This window comes from Nocardia thraciensis, from assembly GCF_054782435.1.
This window is the reverse complement of record NZ_BAAGSM010000018.1, coordinates 283,448-303,291: the sequence shown is the minus strand read 5'-3', so window position 1 is coordinate 303,291 and position 19,844 is coordinate 283,448. Positions and strand designations below refer to the sequence as shown.

The window sequence follows — 19,844 nt, the reverse complement described above, 5'->3', positions numbered from 1 at the left end:
CCTCTATGCCGATGTCCACGAAAGCTCAGACCTCCACCGCCGCGGGTCCTGCGAAAACTGCGGGCGACGGCGCTGCGTCACAGAATGACAGCAATGGGTCGGCCGAACGCTACGACTTGCCCACCCGCACCCGTCGACTGACCGGATGGGGCCGCACCGCACCCACCTCGGCCGAAGTGCTCTCGACCGGCGATCCCGAGCTGATCGCACAGGCCGTGGCGATGGTCGCGGAGGACAACGAGTCCAAGCCCAAGCACCTGCGCCGCGGGGTGATCGCGCGCGGGCTGGGCCGCTCCTATGGCGACAACGCCCAGAACGCGGGCGGTCTGGTCGTCGACATGACCGCGCTGAACAAGATTCACCGCATCGATCGCGACACCCACCTTGTCGATGTCGATGCCGGTGTGAATCTGGATCAGCTGATGAAGGCGGCGCTGCCGTTCGGTCTGTGGGTCCCGGTGCTGCCCGGCACTCGACAGGTGACGATCGGGGGCGCGATCGGGTCCGATATCCACGGCAAGAACCACCACAGCGCGGGCAGTTTCGGCAATCACGTGCGGTCGATGGAGTTGCTCACCGCCGACGGCACCGTGCATCACATCACGCCGAAGCGGAATGCGAAGCTGTTCTGGGCCACCATCGGTGGCTGCGGGCTGACCGGCATCATCCTGCGGGCCACCGTCGAGATGACGCCGACCGAAACCGCGTATTTCATTGCAGACGGCGACGTGACCCAGACCCTCGAGGACACCATCGCCTTCCACAGCGACGGCTCCGAGGATCGCTACGAGTACAGCTCGGCATGGTTCGACGCGATCAGCCCCGAACCGAAGCTGGGCCGCGCCGCGATCTCGCGCGGCAACCTGGCCAAGCTGGACGAGCTACCCGAGAAGCTGCGGAAAGATCCGTTGAAGTTCAACGGCAAGACGTTCTTCACGCTGCCGGACATCTTCCCGAACGGCCTGGCGAACAAGTACACCTTCACCCCGATCGGCGAACTCTGGTACCGGAAGTCGGGCACGTACCGGGGCAAGGTGCAGAACCTCACGCAGTTCTATCACCCGCTGGACATGATGGGCGAATGGAACCGCGGCTACGGCTCCAACGGCTTCCTCCAGTACCAGTTCGTCGTGCCGCCCGAGGCGGTCGAGGAATTCAAGAGCATCATCCGCGACATCCAGGGATCCGGGTTCTACTCGTTCCTCAACGTTTTCAAGCTGTTCGGCCCGGGTAACCAAGCGCCGCTGAGCTTTCCGATGCCGGGTTGGAACATCTGCGTGGACTTCCCGATCAGGGCGGGGCTCAACGAGTTCGTCACCGATCTGGACCGGCGGGTCCTGGAGTTCGGCGGTCGGCTCTACACCGGCAAGGATTCCCGCACCACCGCGGAGACCTTCCACAAGATGTACCCCCGGATCGACGAGTGGATCAAGATCCGCCGAAATGTCGATCCCACAGGCGTTTTCATATCCGATATGGCGAGAAGGCTGGAGCTGCAGTGATCAATGCCGTAGGTAACCCGCAGAACATTCTGCTGCTGGGGGGCACCTCCGAGATCGGCCTGGCGATCTGCGCGGAATATCTGAAGAAGGGCCCGGCCCGCATCGTGCTCGCGGCGCTGCCGAACGATCCGCTGCGCGCCGATTCGGTGGCGCAACTGGAGGCCGCGGGCGCCTCGAAGGTGGAGGTCGTCGACTTCGACGCGCTCGACACCGGCAGCCATCCGAAGGTGGTCGAGCAGGCCTGGGCCGACGGTGATATCGACGTCGCGATCGTCGCCTTCGCGCTGGACGGCGACGCCGAGGAGCTGTGGCAGAACCAACAGCAGGCCGTGCGCGTGGCCGAGGTCAACTACACCGCGTCGGTCTCGGTCGGCGTGCTGGTCGGCGAGAAGATGAAGGCCCAGGGCTACGGCCGGATCGTGGTCATGTCCTCGGTCGCCGGTGAGCGGGTCAAGCGCGCCAACTTCGTCTACGGCTCCACCAAGGCCGGGCTGGACGGCTTCTACCTGGGGCTGGGCGAGGCGCTGCGCCCCTACGGGCCGCGCGTGACGGTGGTCCGCCCCGGCCAGGTGCGCACCAAGTTCTCCGCGCACGTCGACGAGGCCCCGCTCACCGTCAACAAGGAAGACGTTGCGGCCCTTGCGGTCTCGGCCTCCGAGAAAGGCAAGGAGATCGTCTGGGCGCCCGGCGCCTTCCGCTGGGTCATGATGGTCCTCCGCCACGTGCCGCGCGCGATCTTCCGCCGACTCCCCATCTGATCGGGACACCGGCGCACACGGCCGACAGCGATCGCCCGCTGTCGGCCGTTGTCATGTCCCGCGCCGTGAACGTGGTTCTGCGCAACACCGTCCGTCGCCGACGCGGCCGGGTCGCGCGCAGCTGACTAGGCTGACGCACGGCTCGCGTCCAGTGCAGGCGACAGAGAAATCCGGAGGCAGCGTGCGAGTACTTGTCCGGCAGGTTGGCGGCGGTCTTGGCGAGGCGGTGCTCGCGGCGGTGGTCGCGGCCGCGGTGGCCGCCGTCGGGCTCGTGGCGTTCGGGACCGTGCAGTGGCCCGCGTTCAACTCCTCCAATGTGACCCGGGCACTGACCACCGTCGGGCAGGCCGCATCGGTGGCGGTGCTGGTCGCGGCGGTCGTGCTCATCCGGCTGCGGCGCTGGCCGTGGTTGGCGAAAGTGCTGTCCTGGGCCGGGATTTCGAGCTTCGTGACGGTGACCCTGGGCATGCCGCTCGGGGCGACCAAGCTGTATCTGTTCGGCGTCTCCGTCGACCAGGAGTTCCGCACCGAGTACCTGACCCGGCTGACCGACAGCGCGGCGCTACACGATATGACCTATATCGACCTGCCGCCGTACTACCCCGCCGGGTGGTTCTGGATCGGCGGGCGAGTGGCGAACGTGCTCGGGATGCCCGGCTGGGAGACCTTCAAGCCCTACGCCATCGCCTCGCTGGCCGTGGCGGCGGCGCTCGCACTCGTGTTGTGGTCCAAGCTGATTCGCGCCGACTGGGCCGTCGCGGTGGCCGCGGCGACCACCGCCGTGACGGTGGCGTTCGCCGCACCGGAGGCCTACAGCGCCGTCCTGGTGGTCCTGTTCGCCCCGGCCATGATCCTGGCCTGGGGGGCGCTGTACCGTCCGGCGGAGTGGGCCGGAGCGGACAGGTCGGAGACGCCGGGCGTAGCCGACGGCGCTGTTCCTACAGCGGGTGGCTGGGGTGCGGTGGTCGGGGCCGGGCTGTTCCTCGGACTCTGTGCGATGTTCTATCAATTGTTCGCGGGCGTGGCGGTGTTCACGGTGGTGCTGATGGCCGTGGTCGCCTGGGGCGCGCTGCTCTGGCAGCGGCGGGCGGAGGCGGTGCATCAGCCGCGTAAGACCGCGAGCGGGCCCGGAGCGTGGCAGCTGCTGTCGCCGATTCTCGCCCGGTTGGTCGTCATGGGTGTGATCACCGGCGTACTCGCCTTGATCACCTGGGGCCCGTGGCTGTGGAAGGCGCTCACCTCGACGCTGCCCACATCCGGCGGCTCGGCACTGCACTATCTGCCGGAGCCCGGGGCGCGGCTGTCGTTCCCGATGTTCGACTTCGCCGAGCCGCTGCTCGGTGCGCTGTGCCTGATCGGCACCGTCTGGCTGGTGATGCGCGCGGCGAGTTCGCGGCGGGCGCAGGCGCTGGGGATCGGGGTCGTGGCGATCTATCTGTGGTCGCTGGCGTCGATGACGGTCACCGCGGTCGGCATGACCGCGCTGTCGTTCCGACTGGAACCGATTCTGCAGGTGCTGCTCGCCGCCGCCGGGGTGTTCGGGTTCGTGGAGGGTGCGCGGGCCGTCTACCAGGCGCTGAACGAGCCGCAGCGCTTCCGTGTGGTGACGGCGGCGGTGGCGGCGCTCGGCGCGCTGGCCTTCGCCCAGACCATCCCCAGCATTCTGAACACGGAGATCACGACCGCATACACCGACACCGACGGCAACGGGGAACGCGCCGACCAGCGCAGCCCGTCGGCCGTATCGCACTACCGCGCGATCGACGCGGCCCTCATCGCGCAGACCGGGCGGCCCCGCGACGCGTCCGTGGTGCTGACCGCCGACACCAGCTTCCTGGCCTACTACCCGTACTACGGCTTCCAGGCGCTCACCTCGCACTACGCGAACCCGCTGGCCGATTTCGCCGGGCGCTCTGCCGAGATCAAGCGCTGGAGCGAACTGCAGTCCCCGGCCGAGCTGCTCGACGCGCTCGCGCACAGCCCCTGGCGGGCGCCGGACGCCTTCGTCTTCCGACGCAGCGGCGACAGTTACACGCTGCGACTGGCCGAGGACGTCTATCCGAACGATCCCAACGTGCGCCGGTACACGGTGTCGTTCCCCACGACCCTGTTCGAGGACCCGCATTTCCAGCGGACCGATATCGGGCCGTTCACCGTCGTCGTGCGGCGCTGAGGCCGACACCCGCGGCACGGCGACAAGTTCCGGTCACCAGTAGTGGGGATACGGCGACCCGCGGCCCTCGAGCGCCGTAACCGGGCCGCAGGTCGTGCACTGTGTACAAGCCGTTCAAACTGTGGACAAAACTGTGGAATACCTCATTTTCTGTGGATAACTATCCGGTCGACCAGCGCGCTCTCAGGGTGCACCGGTAGCGTGGGCCGTTGAGTTCGTCCAGCAAGAGGAGTTTTGCCTGTGGTATCGGGCGGGGAATCGGAGCGCATCACGCCGACGCGATCGGGGGGAGCCGCGACAGCAGTCCTGGACCTACCGGCGCGCGCCGGTGGGGCGCCGGTCGTCGAATCCACCCGGGAGTCCCGGCGGAGCAGACTGGCTCGGCGACTGTGGGCGTCCCGCCTCGATGCGCTGGCCGGGGCGGTCTACCTCGCCTGCGCCGTCATCGTGCTGTCCGGGCAGTGGCGCGACACCGAGAACGGCTACCTGATCAAGAGCGGCCAGGACCAGTCCATGTGGGAGTGGTTCTTCTCCGTCACCGCGCATTCGGTGGCGAATCTGGAGAGTCCGCTCGGGACCACGCTGCAGAACTTCCCGGCCGGTGTGAACATGATGGCCAATACGGCCATGTTCGGCGTCGGCGTGCCGCTGACCCCGGTCACCCTGCTGTTCGGGCCGACCACCACCTACGTGCTGGTGCTCACCGCCGGTCTGGCCGCCACCGGTTTCGCCTGGTACTGGCTGTTCTCGCGGGAAATGGTGACCTCGCGGTTCGCGGCGTTCGTGGGCGGGGTGTTCTGCGGTTTCGCCCCGGCGATGATCTCGCACGCCAACGCCCACCCGAACTTCGTGATGCTCGCGCTGCTGCCGGTGATCGCGCTCCTGATGATCCGGATGGCCCGCCGCGCGTCGACCGGCCCCGCCCCCACCCGGGCCCGGCGCGCCCGCGAGGCCGCGGTGCTGGGCGTGCTGGTGGCGCTGCAGATCGCGCTCGGTGAGGAACCGCTGCTCATCTTCGCACTCGCCTTCGGGCTGTTCGCGCTCGTCTACTACCTGCACGCTCCGCGCCTGGGCTGGCGGGTGACCCGGACCGTCGCGCCGACGGTCGGGCTGGCGGCGCTGCTCACCCTCGCGCTCACGGCGGTGCCGCTGTGGTGGCAGTTCTTCGGCCCGCAGAGCTACAAGTCCATCGACCACGGCCCGACCGGCAACGATCTCAAGGCGCTGGTGCAGTTCCCGGCCGAATCCCTGGGCGGCGTCTTCGCGCCCGGGCAGAACGTGGGAATCAACCCGACCGAGGACAACTCCTACTTCGGCTGGCCGCTGCTGGCGCTGGTTGCCGTGACCGTGGTGCTGCTGTGGCGCCGCCGCGGCTGGCTGCGCCTCGACGGGCCGGGCGCCGGCGACGACGCGCGCAACCACTACCGCGTGGTGCGGGCGGCCGCCGCGGTGATCGTCGTATTCATCGTGATGTCGCTGGGTGTGTCGGTGTCGTTCGGCAGGCAGATGACCGACGTGAGCCTGCCTTGGAAGTGGCTCGAGCAGGTGCCGCTGCTGAATACGGTGCTGGAGACCCGATTCTCGATGGCCGCCATCCCGGCGATCGCGATCGTGCTGGCGCTGGGCACCGAACGGGCGATCGCCTACGGGCGGCAGTCGCTGGGCGATCCGCGGCCGCTGATCTGGTTCGGCGTCCTGGCCCTGGCGCTGGCGCCGCTGGTGCCGACGATCCTGCCGGTCACCCACCGCACCCCCACCCCGGCCTTCTTCACCGACGACACGGTGCGCCGGTACGTCAGCGGCGGCTCGGTCGTCATCGCACCGCCGCCGTATCGGCTCGACGCGCGCCCGCTGCGCTGGCAGATCGACGCGGATCTCGCATTCCCGCTCGCGGGCGGCTATTTCGTCGGCCCGAACGGAGAGAAGAAGGGCCAGTACGGCGCCGACGACCGGCCCACGGCCACCCTGCTCATGCAGGCCCAGCAGAACGACCGCGTCCCGCAACTCGACGACGCCGCCCGCGACCGCGCCCTCGCCGACCTCGAGTACTGGAAGGCCGACGTCGTCGTCCTCCCACCATCGGTCAACGGCGGCGCCATCCACGCCACCCTCGACCAATTGCTCGGCTTCCCCGGCAAATACGTCGACGGCGTCTGGATCTGGGACGTCCGCCCGCTGCGTTGATCCGCCGCGGTGAGCGAACTCCCTTGTCGTAGACCGCAGGACGGGTGCTGAGTCGAATTCCCAGCCGGGGTGGCTAGCATCGTGCATCGTGCGCGCAGACTCTCCAGCGGTTTCCCCGGTTCGCCTGATCGCCCTCGTGTCGGGTGTGCTCGCCGTGTTGTTCGCGGCGATCTCACCGTTGTTGCCGGTGCGGGAGGACCGCGCGGTGCTCGACTGGCCGCAGCCGCAGTCGGTGAATGTGGATGCGCCGCTGGTGTCGTACGCGCCGCTGGATCTGGCGCTGACCGTCCCGTGCACGGCGTTCCGCGACCTGCCGAGCGGCACCGTGGTGTCCACGGTGCCCGCCGAGGCGCCGGACGCCAGTGCGAAAGGCCTGATGGCCAAGGTCGTCGGGGAACCCGGCGGCGAGCGCACGCTATCGATCCTGCTGCACGACATCCCACTGCTCTCGGCGCCGATGGCCGAGGTCGGCGGCTGCGCCGCCCTGACCGTCGATTCCAGTGCCGCCGTTACCAGCGCCGAACTCACCGGGGTCACGCGCGCCGACGGCAGCCCCTTCCGCAATGCCGTGTCCGGTGATATCCGCCCGCAGGTCGTCGGTGTCTTCACCGATCTGGAGCGCGCCCAGCTGGGTGACGCCCACCTGCACGCGAATATCGACTCGCGGTTCTCCTCCAGCCCCAGCCCGCTGAAGCTGGCGGCCATCATCGCCGCGGTCGTGCTCACCCTCATCGCGCTGGTCTGCCTGCACCTCATCGACACCGCCGACGGGCGGCGGCCGCGCCGGTTCCTGCCCGCGCACTGGTGGCGGTTCGGCATCGCCGACGCGGTGGTGCTCGGCACGCTGCTGCTGTGGCATGTCATCGGCGCCAACACCTCCGACGACGGCTACATCCTGAATATGGCCCGGGCGTCGCGCGAGTCGGGCTATATGGCCAACTACTACCGCTGGTTCGGCGTGGCCGAGGCGCCGTTCGGCTGGCCGTACGAGGTGCTGGCCTGGATGACGCGGGTCAGCGACGCGGGCTGGTGGATGCGGGTGCCCGCGCTGGCGGCCGGGATCGTGTGCTGGCTGGTGATCAGCCGGGAGGTGCTGCCGCGCCTGGGCGCCCGGGTGCGCCGCGACAGGATTGCGATCTGGACGGCGGGCCTGGTGTTCCTGGTCGCCTGGCTGCCCTACGACAACGGCCTGCGGCCGGAACCGCTGATCGCGCTGGGCGCGCTGCTGACCTGGTGCTCGATCGAGCGGGCCATCGCCACCGGACGCCTGCTGCCCGCCGCGATCGCCGTGCTCATCGCTGCGTTCTCGCTGGCGGCCGGGCCGACGGGGCTCATCTGCATCGCCGCGCTGATCGCGGGATCGCGACCGGTGCTGCAGATCATCATCAAACGCGCACGGGGAGAATTGGATTCCGGCGAAAAGCATGCCGGAAAAATGAGGGATCAGCGGCACGCCGGAAAGAGGGAGGATCAGCGGCATGCCGGGACAAGGGGGGACGGCGGGGCTACCAAGCGCGGAGTGTGGTCGATGGTCCTGCGCTACGGCGCGCTGCTGGCGCCCGGCGCCGCCGCCGGGGTCCTGGTGATGGTGGTGGTCTTCGCGGACCAGACGCTGGCCACGGTCATGGAGGCCACCCGGGTCCGCACTACCATCGGGCCGAACGTCGCATGGTTCGACGAGCGCACCCGCTGGGATTCGCTGCTGATGCTCTCCCCCGACGGTTCGCTGGCGCGCCGCTTCGGCATTCTCGGCATGCTGCTGTGCCTGGGCGTGTGCGTGCTCGTGATGCTGCGCAAGAACGGCCGGATCCCGGGCACCTCGCGCGGACCGTCGGCACGCATTCTCGGCATCGTGTTCATGTCGCTGCTGCTGATGATGTTCACCCCGACCAAGTGGACCCACCACTTCGGCGTTTACGCCGGGCTGGCGGGCTCGCTGGCCGCGCTCACCGCGGTCGCGGTGGGAATCAACGGGATTCGCGCGCCCTACAACCGATCGCTGTTCGCCGCGGCCGTATTCTTCCTGCTCGCAGTGACTTTCACCGGATCCAACGGCTGGTGGTACGTGTCCAGCTACGGGATTCCGTGGTGGGACAAGGCGCCGCTGCTGGCGGGCAAGGGCTTCTCGACGGGATTTCTGGGCCTGGCGGTGCTCAGCCTGCTGCTGGCCGCCTGGCAGTACTACCGGGAACCGTACCGAAACGGCGAGTCCGCTCGAAAAGACAACGGCCGCAGGCGTTTCGACAAGTTCGCGATTCAGCCCCTGACGATCGCGGCGGCGGCAATGGTGTTGTTCGAGGTGGCATCGCTGGGCAAGGCCGCAATATCGCAGTACCCCGCGTACTCCGTCACGAAGTCGAATCTGCGCGCCCTGGGCGGCGATTCGTGCGCGATGGCCGAGGACGTACTGGTGGAGACCGACACCGCCGACTCACTGCTGCAGCCCTACACCGGCTCTCCCGCGGACGGATTGGTCGCGGAGAACGTCGGATTCACCCCGGACGGCGTGGCGAGCGACCTGACCGCCGATGCCGAGGAAACCGTCACCGGCGGCGCCAATTCGGTCGACACCAAGTCCGAGAACAAGACCACCAACACCACCCGGTCGGGCACCGGCGGCGGCAGCACGGAGCAGGCGGGCATCAACGGCAGCACGGTGAAGCTGCCCTTCGGCCTGGACCCCGCCCGCACCCCGGTCATGGGCAGCTACACCACCGGCGACAAGCAGCAGGCCCACCTGACCTCCCAGTGGTACCGGCTCGACCTGGCCGACGCCCGCAAGAACCCCGCCTACCGGCTGCTCGCGATCAGCGCGGCCGGGCGGATCAAATCGGTCAACGCCGACGGCGTGGTCACCTACGGCCAGGACCTGCGCGTCGAATTCGCGCACCGGGCCGCGGACGGCTCCGAACAGCCGCTCGGCGAGTTCCAGCCGCTCGACGTCGGCGGCGCACCGTCGTGGCGCAATATGCGGGTGCCGCTGGACCGAATTCCGGAGGGCACCAACGCGGTCCGCATCGTCGCGGTCGCCAACGACCTCACCCCGCGGCAGTGGCTGGCGGTGACGCCGCCGCGGCTGCCCAAGCTCGACACCCTGGATTCGGTAGTGGGTCACCAGGATCCGGTGCTGGAGGACTGGCACGTCGGCCTCGCCTTCCCGTGCCAGCGGCCCTTCGATCACAAAGACGGCGTCGCGGAGGTGCCGAAGTGGCGCATACTGCCCGACCGGGTCGGCGCCGACGCCTCCAATGCCTGGCAGGACAACATCGGCGGCGGCCCGCTCGGCTGGACCGGGCTGCTGCTCGAGGCCCAGACCGTCCCCGGCTACCTGAACCACGACTGGAGCCGGGACTGGGGCTCGCTGGAGCGGTACACGCCCTACGTCCCGTCCGCGACACCGGCGGAGGTCGGCGTCACCGTCGAAAATCGCTGGGGCTGGGCGAAAGACGCTCCGATCAAGACGAGCTGACCCCGGACACCGCCCGGGATGACCCGCCACGCCTGCTCCAATGGTGGTCATCCCGGCGTGTCGTGCAACGTTCCGGCTATGGCGACGGCCCCGCGGGTATCGCCCCGTCCGGACCCGGATGGTGAGGATTCAGCCTCCGGGCGAGCGGTCGCACTGTGGATGTGAACAGCAGGATCCGAGTGAACACAGTCACTCACAGCGCGGGCAGATAACATCACCAACCGTGCCCGACGCCGCAACTGCTGTCTTGACGAAACCGGAGGCCTCCGCGCCCGACGCGACGCCCCGTGACTACCGCAACGCCCGACTGATCGCGCTGGTCGCGGGGTTGCTCGGCGCGCTGTTCGCGATAGCCACCCCGTTCCTGCCGGTCACCCAGACCACCTCCGAGGTGAACTGGCCACAGAACGGCACCGTCGGCAGCGTGCAGGCGCCGCTGATGTCGCAGGTCCCCGTGGATCTGAACGCCACCATTCCCTGCTCGCTGGTCGACGGGCTGCCGCCGCAGGGCGGCATGCTGCTGGCAACCGCGCCGCCGCAGGGCGATCGAGCCTCGCTGGAGGCGATGTTCGTCCGGGTGTCGGATACCTCGGTGGACGTCGTGGACCGCAACGCGGTGGTGGCGTCGGCGGAGCGCTCCCAGCTCGCCGGATGTTCGTCGATCGTCATCTCCTCCGACCACAACCGCACCCACGCGGCGTTCCAGGGGGCAACCAGGGAGGTGGAACAGCCGGTCGAGGGCGCGCCGGGCGCGACCGAAACGGTGACCGCGCCGATCGAGGGCACGCTCGAGGGCGACCTGCGGCCGCAGGTGGTCGGCGTGTTCACCGACCTGAAGGGCGGCGCGCCGGAGGGCCTGTCGTTCGACATGACGGTCGACTCCCGGTTCTCCACCACCCCCACCCTGATCAAACTGGTCGCGATGATCGCGGCGGTGCTGTGCACCCTGATCGCGCTGGCCGCGCTCGGCCGCCTCGACACCGGTGACCGCCGCGGCCACCGCCGGATCCTCCCGGCGCACTGGCTGAAGCCGACCTGGGCCGACGGCGCCGTCGCGGGCACGCTGCTGGTGTGGCATTTCGTCGGCGCCAACACCTCCGACGACGGCTATATCCTCAGCATGGTGCGGGTGGCCCCACACGCGGGTTATCTGGCCAACTACTTCCGCTGGTACGGCGTGCCGGAGGCGCCGTTCGGCTGGTACTACTACGTGATCCAGGCGTTCGCGCAGGTCTCCACGGCCAGCGCGTGGGTGCGGATCCCGGCGCTGCTGTGCGGACTTCTGTGCTGGATGGTGATCAGCCGCGAGGTGGTGCCCCGGCTGGGCCGCGGCGTGCGCACCTCGAAGGTGGCGCTGTGGACCGGCGGCCTGGTCTTCCTCGCGTTCTGGATGCCCTACGACAACGGCCTGCGCTCCGAGCCGATCGTCGCGCTGGGCGCGCTGCTGACCTGGGTGTCGATCGAGCGGGCCATCGCGACCTCCCGGTTGCTGCCTGCCGCGGTCGCGGTGTTGGTCGCGGCATTCACGCTTGCCGCCGCGCCGACCGGTCTGATGTGTGTGGCCGCGTTGCTCGCGGGCATCCGCCCGCTCGTGCGGGTCGCGGTGCGCAGGCGCCGCGAACTCGCCGCGGGCGAATCCGGGTGGAAGAAGACCTGGTGGGGTTCGACACTGCCGCTGCTGGCGCCGATCGCGGCCGCGGGCTTCCTCGTGCTCACCGTCGTCTACAGCGACCAGACCTTCGCCGCGATCCAGGAGGCCAACCGGGTGCGCCGCCTCGCGGGCCCGAACCTGGCCTGGTACGAGGACTATCTGCGCTACTACTACCTGTTCGTCGAGACGGTGGACGGGTCGCTGGCGCGCCGGTTCGCGTTCCTGGTGATGCTGCTGTGCCTGTTCACCACGATGATGGTGCTGCTGCGCCGCGTGAAGGTGCCGGGCATCGCGAGCGGCCCGACGTGGCGGCTGATGGGCGTGGTGTTCGGAACCATCTTCTTCATGATGTTCAACCCGACCAAGTGGACCCACCACTTCGGCGCCTACGCGGGCATCGCCGGTTCGCTGGCCGCGGTGACCGCCGTGGCGGTGTCGGCGACGGCATTGCGCTCGCGCAAGAATCGGTCGATCTTCCTGGCCGCCCTGCTGTTCGCGCTGGCGCTGTCGTTCTCGGGTATCAACGGGTACTGGTACGTATCGAGCTTCGGGGTGCCGTGGTTCGACAAGACGGTGTCGCTGAAGGGCATTCAGTCCAACACCATCATGCTGGTGCTGTTCGGCCTGGCGTTGGCGCTGGTGGCCTGGCAGTCGCTGCGCGAGGGCTACGCGAAGCCGCCCGCGAGCGCGAAGACCGCGCGCGGCAGGCGAATTCGCAAGTTCGCCGCCATCCCGCTCACCGTGGTCGCGGCGGCGATGGTGCTGTTCGAGGTGTTCTCGCTGGTGAAGGGCGCGGTGTGGCAGTACCCCGCGTACTCGCTGGCGCGCTCGAATTTCGATGCGGTGGGCGGCAATTCGTGCGGGCTCGCCAACGACGTGCTGGTCGAGCAGGACGTCAACAGCGGCAACCTGACCCCGATCATCGATCCCGCGCATCCGCCGAAGAACGACGACCCGCTCGCGGGTGGCAATCCGGTCGGCTTCTCCCCCAACGGGGTTCCCACCGATCTGAAGGCCGACTCCGTCGAGGTCAAGCCGGGCACCGGCAACACCTCCACGCAGTCGGTGGGCGCGGCGTTCGCCGAGGGCCAGAACGCGGGCACCGGCGGTGGCCGCACCCAGCAGACCGGCGTGAACGGCAGCACCGTGGCGCTGCCCTTCGGGCTCGATCCGGCGACGACGCCGGTGATGGGCAGCTACCAGGAGAACGTGCAGCAGCCCGCGAACCTGACCTCCAGCTGGTACCAGCTGCCGCCGCGATCGGAGGATTCACCGCTGGTGGTGATTTCGGCGGCGGGCCGCATCCTGTCGGTCGATGACACCGGCAACGTCGACTACGGCCAGTCGTTGACCGTCGACTACGGCAAGACGCAGCCCGACGGCTCGGTCACCAAGCTCGGCAGCTACCTGCCGCGCGATATCGGGCCGTTCCCGACCTGGCGCAACCTGCGGGTGCCGCTGGATCAGATCTCGCCCGAGGCCGATACGGTGCGCATCGTCGCCAACGACCCGATCCTGATCGGTGACCAGTGGCTGGCGTTCACGGCGCCGCGCGTGCCGAAGCTGCAGTCACTGAACACCGTCATCGGCACCGAACAGCCGGTGCTGCTGGACTGGGCCGTGGGCCTGCAGTTCCCGTGCCAGCGGCCGTTCGACCACCTCGACGGCGTCGCCGAGGTACCGAACTACCGCATCCTGCCGGACCGTCCGCTCGCGGTCAGCTCCACCGACACCTGGCAGGCCGAGGAATTCGGTGGGCCCCTGGGCTTCTCGCAGATGCTGGCCAAGTCGACCACCATCCCGACCTACCTGAAGAACGACTGGGCGCGGGACTGGGGTTCGCTGGAACGCTACGACCAGTACTACAAGGCCGCACCGGCCGAGGTGACCACCGGCACGACCATCCGCTCCGGTTTCTGGTCCCCGGGGCAACTGCGGGTGTTCTGAGCAGGGTCGGAATCAGCGGGCGGCGCATGATGATTGCGCCGCCCGCTTTCGTGTGTGGGACCGGTCCGGCGGTGATCGATTCACACTCAGCGGTGGCGTCACAGGATGACGCTCGTGGAACGACCCACGCGGATCGGCGTGAAGGCAGGTAATCATGCACACACGTTCAGTAGTCACATCTATTGCCGCACTGTTGATCGCGGCGGCACCCGCACTGGCTCAGGTGGCCGCCGCACCCACGGCCGTCGCCGACGACGGCTCGCCCCGGTTGGCCTGCACCGAGCAGCGCGCCGGGCAGAAGGCGAAGGGCACGGACGGGCGCATGTGGATCTGCCGCGAGGTGAAAACCACCAACGGAGCACTCACCTATTGGCTTTGGCGTCCGACCGACGACGCCCCACCACCCGGCTACGCGCCACCGCCCGAGGCGTAGGGCTTACCCGGCTGCGTTGATACGCAGGCCCGGCCGTGGATGCCGCCGCGCGACGAGGGGCTCCGGTTCTGGTCGCCGGAGCAACTGCGAGTGTGCTGATCGGATCGATCCCGGACGGGCGGCGCGGTATTCGCGCCGCCCGTTCACGTTCGACACGGAGTCTCAACTAACCTTCGTAGCCAATCACGTACGCGATCCAGTACACTATCAGTAACTGGATGTCGGTCATCCTGATTCACAATGTTGGAGTTGCCCATGCGCGCCATGCATGCCACCGATGCACGCAATAACTTCGCTGCCGTGCTCGACGCCGCCACCGAGGACAACGACGAGGTCGTTATCACCCGCAGTGGTGGGAAGGAGGCCGCCGTCGTCGTCAGCCTCCGAGAATGGGAGGCGATGAAGGAGACGGCCTACCTGCTGTCCAATTCGGCCAATGCCGCCTGGCTCGCGCGCGGCATCGCCCAGGCCGAGGCCGGGCACACTCAGGTCCATGAACTCATCGACGTCGACGACGAGAGCAACGACGAGTGAGCCGTAAACTCACGTTCACCGATACCGGATGGTCCGACTATGTGAGCTGGCAACAGGATCGGGCCATTCTGCGCAAACTCAATCGGCTCATCGATGACATCCGCCGCAACGGCAATGCGGAGGGCACCGGCAAGCCGGAGCCCCTACGGCAAAACCTGTCCGGATGGTGGTCGCGGCGCATCGATCACGAGCACCGAATCGTGTACCGCTGCGATGACGACCAGGTGATCGTCATCGCCTGCCGCGGTCACTACGACGACTGACCACCTGCTGACCGGATTTGCAGAGCCACGGACGTACCTCGGCTCGACGCTGACCCACACCGGGCGCGGTACGTTCAGGTTGACCGGCCGCCCAGTAACCGACCGGGAAACACTGGATCAGATGCACATGGAAGATCACGAAACTCCGATCGAGGTGCCGAAGGCAGAAAGGACGTTCTACGGTGCAGTTCCGGCCGAATCGTGAAGTTCTAGCGGAGGCACGTTACGAGGCATTCCATCTGGAGGTACGGGATTCGTATGGCGTGCCTGCAGAAGATGAGCCCTTCCAGAAGTTCCTGAACAACGAGCCCTTCGACTATCGCGAATGGCACCGTAGTTGGTCCGATTTCGTCCAGGAACATACGGCTCGCGGTGTGTCATTCAAAAGAGTTCGGGTCGTCACTGTTCCGCATAGCGACTATCAGCGCTGGTGCCTGAACGTCGCGGCACTCAATATAGAAGACGGGGAAGATATTCGGTATCTACCTCGGCATCAAGCTGGCGAAGCACCACCAGACGATGGTGGTTGATCGACGACGAATTAGTTGCGTTCAATCTGTCCGACAAGGACGGCCGTTCGGTTGGCAGTTCTGCAGTAACCACCGACCCAGCGCTCGCCCTCTACTGCCGTGGCGTCAGAGATCGGCTCTGGAGCCTGGCAACTCCGTACACCGAGTACACACAAGCGATCTCTACCCGGTGACCAACTCGGTACAAGAAGCACGGGAAGCTCTCGGCAAAAGGCTACGAGAGATACGGCGACGCGCCGGAATATCTGGCCGGGAGGCGTTTCCACATCATACTGAGCGAGCAATCTCTATACACCACCGTCGGGAGCGATCAGGTAATGATCGGACAGCTCGACAGGCTATATTCAGTCATCAGCATGCCTCGGTTGACATTAGGCATTCTGCCGCGCACCGCCGAGGGACTGGTCGTCGTTGAAAACTTCTTTATGTTCGACAACCGAATGGTGAAAGCCGAAGGTCACACCGCGGGAATAACAATCACTCAACCGGGAGAGCTGGCCCTCTATGGCCGGGCATTCGACACGCTCGCAAAACAATCCGTAACCGGAGAGGCGGCCAGAGAGCTGATTCGCAGGGCTCTCGAGGAACGATACGCGTGAACTGCCAGACAGTGGCGGCAAGGAGGCGGCCGTCGTCGGCCTTCGCAAAAGGGAAGCGACGAAGGAGACGGCGTCCCCGCTCGCCAAGTCGACCGGAACTACAAGGTGGCACCGGCCGACGTGAGCACCGGCACGACCAACCGCTCCAATTTCTGGTCACCGGGGCAACTGCGGCTGTTCTGATCGGATCGAAGACGGACGGGCGGCGCATGTACGTGCGCCGCCCGTTTGTGTCGGGTCGGTGCGGCAGGATGGGTGGTATGGCATATGTGCGGTTGGGTGCGGTGAAGACGTGGTACGAGGAGCAGGGCGAGGGGGCGCCGCTGGTCCTGTTGCACGGTGGGCTGGTGGACTCGCGCACGTTCGAATCGGTGATGCCGTTGTTCGCGGAGCACTTTCACACCTATGCCGTCGATCGGCGCGGGCACGGCCGCACCCCGGATGTACCCGGCCCCCTGTCCTATGACCTGATGGCCGAGGACATGATCGCCTTCCTCGAGCAGGTCGTCGGCGCACCGGCCGATCTGGTCGGCTACAGCGACGGCGCCAATGTGGCACTGCTGGTCGCGCGGCAGCGCCCGGACCTGGTCGGCCGGGTGGTGTCGCTCAGCGGCAACTACCACCACGACGGACTGATCCCGGGCACGATGGACGGGTTCGGAGAGGATCCGGATTCGTGGGTCGCGAAGAACCACGCCGAGGTGTCGCCGGATCCCGTCGAGAACTACCCGGGCTTCGTCGAGCGGTTCGACACGATGATCCGGACCCAGCCGACACTCACCGAGCAGCACCTCGGCGATATCCGGGCGCGCACGCTCGTGATGGCCGCCGACGACGACCTGGTCTCCATCGAGCACACGGTGTCGCTGTACCGGAGCATCCCGGATTCCGAGCTGGCCATCGTGCCCGGCACTTCGCACCTGCTGGCCTTCGAGAAGCCGGAGCTGGTCTACGGCCAGATCATCGACTTCCTGACCGTGGCACCGGTGCAGACCCAGCTACCGGTCCGGCGGCCGCTGCCCGCACCCGAGGTTCCGGCTGCCGACTGAAACCCCGCCACTGCCGCTCGGCGAACGAGGAACCGGCCGTGGATGTTCGATCGGTCGGCGCTGTGCCTCCTCGGTCAGGCTGTCGTCGATACCGGAATTCACGGTTCGACGTGTTCGATCCACTCGTAGACCGGCAGGTTGCCTTCGGCGGTGTCCTGCCACCGCGGGGTCACCTTGAAGCGCTCGTAGCCGCCGTGGAACTGCACCCGCAGTTCGATTCCCGGCGGGGTGATCGGAACGATCCGTTGCGGCAGGTCGGCCGGCCCGCCCTCTAGTACGGCCTTCGGTGTGCTACCCATAGCTGAAGGCTCTCACACCAGGGCCTTTCGACCGACCGATTCCGCGAAAGACACCCCGGTCATAGTCTTTTCGACGACTGCCATCGGCACGTTCGCACACAGGATCTCCACATTTGATGCTGATCCTCTGCACAGCGGGTGGCTAGGGTTCCCAAGCATGGAACAGAACGCGGCCGCGGGATCCAGGGCGCGGCGGATTCTGGTGGTGGACGATGAGGTCACCATCGCGGAGTCGGTCGCCGTGCGGCTGCGGGCCGAGGGATTCACCGTCGATATGGCCCACGACGGCCCGGCCGCCGTGGCCGCGGTGAGCACGCTCGAGCCGGATCTGGTGGTGCTCGATGTGATGCTGCCCGGCTTCGATGGGCTGGAGGTGTGCCGCCGGATTCAGGCCGAGCGCCCGGTCCCGGTGCTGATGCTGACCGCCCGCGCGGACGAGACCGATCAGCTGGTCGGGCTCGGCGTCGGCGCCGACGATTATCTGACCAAGCCGTTCTCGCTGCGGGTGCTCGCCGCCCGTGTGCACGCCCTGCTGCGCCGGGTCGACCGAGCCGGTGATCACGGCGGCACCGTCATCGTGGTCGGCGACCTCCGCATCGACGCCGATCAACGGCGAGTCTGGCGCGGTGCGGCGGAGGCGCAACTGACGCCGCTCGAGTTCGACCTGCTCGCCCGCCTGGCCCGCCGCCCGCGCGTGGTGCTGGCCCGCGAGCGGCTCCTCGAGGAGGTGTGGGACTGGGCCGACGCCGCCGGCACCCGGGCGGTCGACAGCCATATCAAGGCGCTGCGCCGCAAGCTCGGCGCCGATCTGATCCGGACCGTGCACGGGGTCGGCTACGCCTTGGAGGCGCGGTGAGCGGGGGCAGTCGGGCGCCCGAGGCTGGTCCGGGCGAGGCACGGTGGACCGAGCTGCAAAGGCTGACCGATCGGGTGGCGGAGGCGCTGCCGCGACCGCTCGACCGGATCCGGTCCATCAAGCTCAAGCTGGCGATTCTGATGATCTTCGCGGGCGGGCTGGCCTTCGGATTCTTCCGATTGCGAATCGGCTGGCTGCCGCCGCTGACGACCCTGTCGGCGATGGTCATCGCGCTCGTGACCTCGCAGTTTCTGGCGCACGGCATTACCCGGCCGCTGCGCGAGATGACCACCGCGGCACAGCGCATGGCGCACGGCGACTACACGCACCGCGTGCGCGCGTCCTCGCGTGACGAGGTCGGGCAGTTGGCGGCGGCGTTCAATCAGATGGCCGCCGATCTCGCCGCCGCCGATCAGCAGCGTCGCGACCTTATCGCCAACGTCTCGCACGAGCTGCGCACGCCGGTCAGCGCGTTGAACGCCGTGCTGGAGAACCTGGTGGACGGGGTCTCCGAGCCCGATCCGAAGACGCTGAAAACCGCTCTCGCCCAGACCGAACGGCTCAGCGTGCTGGTTTCCGAACTGCTGGATCTGTCCAGTATCGAAGCGGGCGCCATGCCGCTGGACCGCGAAGAGCTCTGTGTGGCACCACTTTTCGACGAGGTGATCGCCGAGGCGGAGGTGATGGCGGCGGCAGCGGGCCGCGGCGTTCGCTTCCGCGGCGAGGTGGCGCCCACTACCGCCACCGTCTACGCCGACCGCGCCCGGCTGCACCAAGTCCTGCTCAACCTGTTGGACAACGCCGCCCGCCACGGCCCGGCCGGGGGCGAGGTCCGCATCGACGCGCGCCCGTCGGGTAGCGAACTCGTGATCGACGTCCAGGACGAGGGTCCCGGCATACCGCCCGCCGACCGTGCCCGCGTCTTCGACCGCTTCACCCGCGGCGGCCGCACCGACGGCGGCGGCACCGGCCTGGGCCTGGCGATCTCCCGCTGGGTGGTCGACCTGCACGGCGGCACCATCGCCGTCACCGATCCCGGTTCCCGAATCCGCGTCGCCCTCCCCGCCGCGCCGCCACCGAATCCCTGACTCCCCCGTCCCGATCACCGACCGTCCGGCCCACCTTCGAGGTTCCGGGCCGACAAAGCACACTCAGGAGACCCACCTTGCCAGAACGACCGACACCGGACGATCGCACCACCCCGCAAGCGCCGCCCCCGAAAGAACTGCACGACTCGGCCGATACTTCGAAACCCGCTCTACCGGACACCGATTCGACCCACGGGACCGAACCGGGGCGGACCGTGTCGAATCCGCAAGAGCAGTCGACGCAATCCGGCACTACCGAACCCGTCGCTACGCCTACGGAGTCGGCAACCCAATCGGATGACCCCGCGGAATCGCCCCGGCGATGGACACGCGTCGCCGGTGTGAAGCTCGACCAGGCGGATGCCACGGCCCTCGCGACCGTTGACGATGGCCCGCAACCATCGCCGCACCAAGGCCACACGGCTGTCGCGCCCGGAACTCCCGACACGGCCGCTGCGTGGGCAGAGGTCGGACGGCAGGCACAGGCCGACAGCGAGGCGGACAACGGC

The 19,844-nt window shown here is 67.9% G+C and carries 14 protein-coding genes and 1 pseudogene; 14 read left to right on the top strand and 1 reads right to left on the bottom strand.

The genetic code is table 11. The annotated features are described in order from the left end of the window. Positions 1-11 precede the first annotated feature (11 nt). From ACYVLQ_RS10770 to ACYVLQ_RS10715, 12 genes and pseudogenes are all read left to right on the top strand, one after another. Positions 12-1,502 (top strand): FAD-binding oxidoreductase, encoded by a 1,491-nt coding sequence (locus ACYVLQ_RS10770; RefSeq protein ID WP_460697251.1) that lies wholly within the window; start codon positions 12-14, stop codon positions 1,500-1,502. Continuing rightward, complete coding sequence (locus ACYVLQ_RS10765) at positions 1,499-2,260, top strand: decaprenylphospho-beta-D-erythro-pentofuranosid-2-ulose 2-reductase (protein ID WP_460697250.1); 762 nt, start codon at positions 1,499-1,501, stop codon at positions 2,258-2,260. The genes ACYVLQ_RS10770 and ACYVLQ_RS10765 overlap by 4 nt, the downstream gene beginning before the upstream one ends. Before the next feature lie 181 nt (positions 2,261-2,441). Continuing rightward, positions 2,442-4,433 (top strand): arabinofuranosyltransferase, encoded by a 1,992-nt coding sequence (locus tag ACYVLQ_RS10760; protein WP_460697249.1) that lies wholly within the window; start codon positions 2,442-2,444, stop codon positions 4,431-4,433. A gap of 306 nt (positions 4,434-4,739) precedes the next feature. Continuing rightward, entirely contained in the window at positions 4,740-6,617 is a 1,878-nt protein-coding gene (locus ACYVLQ_RS10755) for a DUF6541 family protein (protein WP_460697446.1), read from the top strand. An 88-nt stretch (positions 6,618-6,705) separates the two neighbouring features. Beyond that, positions 6,706-10,086, top strand: a complete 3,381-nt coding sequence (locus tag ACYVLQ_RS10750) for an arabinosyltransferase domain-containing protein (RefSeq protein ID WP_460697248.1) — start codon at positions 6,706-6,708, stop codon at positions 10,084-10,086. A gap of 223 nt (positions 10,087-10,309) precedes the next feature. Then, positions 10,310-13,684, top strand: a complete 3,375-nt coding sequence (locus ACYVLQ_RS10745; protein ID WP_460697247.1) for an arabinosyltransferase domain-containing protein — start codon at positions 10,310-10,312, stop codon at positions 13,682-13,684. A 154-nt stretch (positions 13,685-13,838) separates the two neighbouring features. Then, positions 13,839-14,117 (top strand): hypothetical protein, encoded by a 279-nt coding sequence (locus tag ACYVLQ_RS10740; protein ID WP_460697246.1) that lies wholly within the window; start codon positions 13,839-13,841, stop codon positions 14,115-14,117. A gap of 255 nt (positions 14,118-14,372) precedes the next feature. Then, entirely contained in the window at positions 14,373-14,651 is a 279-nt protein-coding gene (locus ACYVLQ_RS10735; RefSeq protein ID WP_460697245.1) for a type II toxin-antitoxin system Phd/YefM family antitoxin, read from the top strand. Continuing rightward, positions 14,648-14,914 (top strand): Txe/YoeB family addiction module toxin, encoded by a 267-nt coding sequence (locus ACYVLQ_RS10730; protein WP_460697244.1) that lies wholly within the window; start codon positions 14,648-14,650, stop codon positions 14,912-14,914. Before ACYVLQ_RS10735 ends, ACYVLQ_RS10730 begins: the two co-directional genes overlap by 4 nt. A 182-nt stretch (positions 14,915-15,096) precedes the next feature. Beyond that, positions 15,097-15,617: pseudogene (locus ACYVLQ_RS10725) on the top strand (DUF6879 family protein). 72 nt (positions 15,618-15,689) lie between these two features. Next, on the top strand, positions 15,690-16,043 hold the full coding sequence (locus tag ACYVLQ_RS10720; RefSeq protein WP_460697445.1) for a Scr1 family TA system antitoxin-like transcriptional regulator: 354 nt from the start codon (positions 15,690-15,692) through the stop codon (positions 16,041-16,043). 260 nt (positions 16,044-16,303) lie between these two features. Beyond that, the gene (locus ACYVLQ_RS10715; protein ID WP_460697243.1) at positions 16,304-17,092 is read left to right on the top strand and encodes an alpha/beta fold hydrolase; all 789 of its coding nucleotides are present in this window, start codon (positions 16,304-16,306) and stop codon (positions 17,090-17,092) included. Between the two features lie 98 nt (positions 17,093-17,190). Here ACYVLQ_RS10715 and ACYVLQ_RS10710 read toward each other — a convergent pair whose 3' ends face one another. Beyond that, complete coding sequence (locus ACYVLQ_RS10710; protein ID WP_460697242.1) at positions 17,191-17,391, bottom strand: DUF5988 family protein; 201 nt, start codon at positions 17,389-17,391, stop codon at positions 17,191-17,193. Positions 17,392-17,548: 157 nt separating this feature from the next. Between ACYVLQ_RS10710 and ACYVLQ_RS10705 the strand changes: the two genes are divergently transcribed. Then, the gene (locus ACYVLQ_RS10705; protein ID WP_460697241.1) at positions 17,549-18,247 is read left to right on the top strand and encodes a response regulator; all 699 of its coding nucleotides are present in this window, start codon (positions 17,549-17,551) and stop codon (positions 18,245-18,247) included. Beyond that, positions 18,244-19,335, top strand: a complete 1,092-nt coding sequence (locus tag ACYVLQ_RS10700; protein WP_460697240.1) for a HAMP domain-containing sensor histidine kinase — start codon at positions 18,244-18,246, stop codon at positions 19,333-19,335. The genes ACYVLQ_RS10705 and ACYVLQ_RS10700 overlap by 4 nt, the downstream gene beginning before the upstream one ends. Positions 19,336-19,844: the final 509 nt, after the last annotated feature.

What these genes read in the sequence shown, in the direction of transcription:
- ACYVLQ_RS10770 (WP_460697251.1), top strand. Translation starts at nt 12, where the DNA reads ATGTCCACGAAAGCTCAGACCTCCACCGCCGCGGGTCCTGCGAAAACT.
- ACYVLQ_RS10740 (WP_460697246.1), top strand. Translation starts at nt 13,839, where the DNA reads ATGCACACACGTTCAGTAGTCACATCTATTGCCGCACTGTTGATCGCG.
- ACYVLQ_RS10735 (WP_460697245.1), top strand. Translation starts at nt 14,373, where the DNA reads ATGCGCGCCATGCATGCCACCGATGCACGCAATAACTTCGCTGCCGTG.
- ACYVLQ_RS10715 (WP_460697243.1), top strand. Translation starts at nt 16,304, where the DNA reads ATGGCATATGTGCGGTTGGGTGCGGTGAAGACGTGGTACGAGGAGCAG.
- ACYVLQ_RS10710 (WP_460697242.1), bottom strand. Translation starts at nt 17,391, where the DNA reads ATGGGTAGCACACCGAAGGCCGTACTAGAGGGCGGGCCGGCCGACCTG.
- ACYVLQ_RS10705 (WP_460697241.1), top strand. Translation starts at nt 17,549, where the DNA reads ATGGAACAGAACGCGGCCGCGGGATCCAGGGCGCGGCGGATTCTGGTG.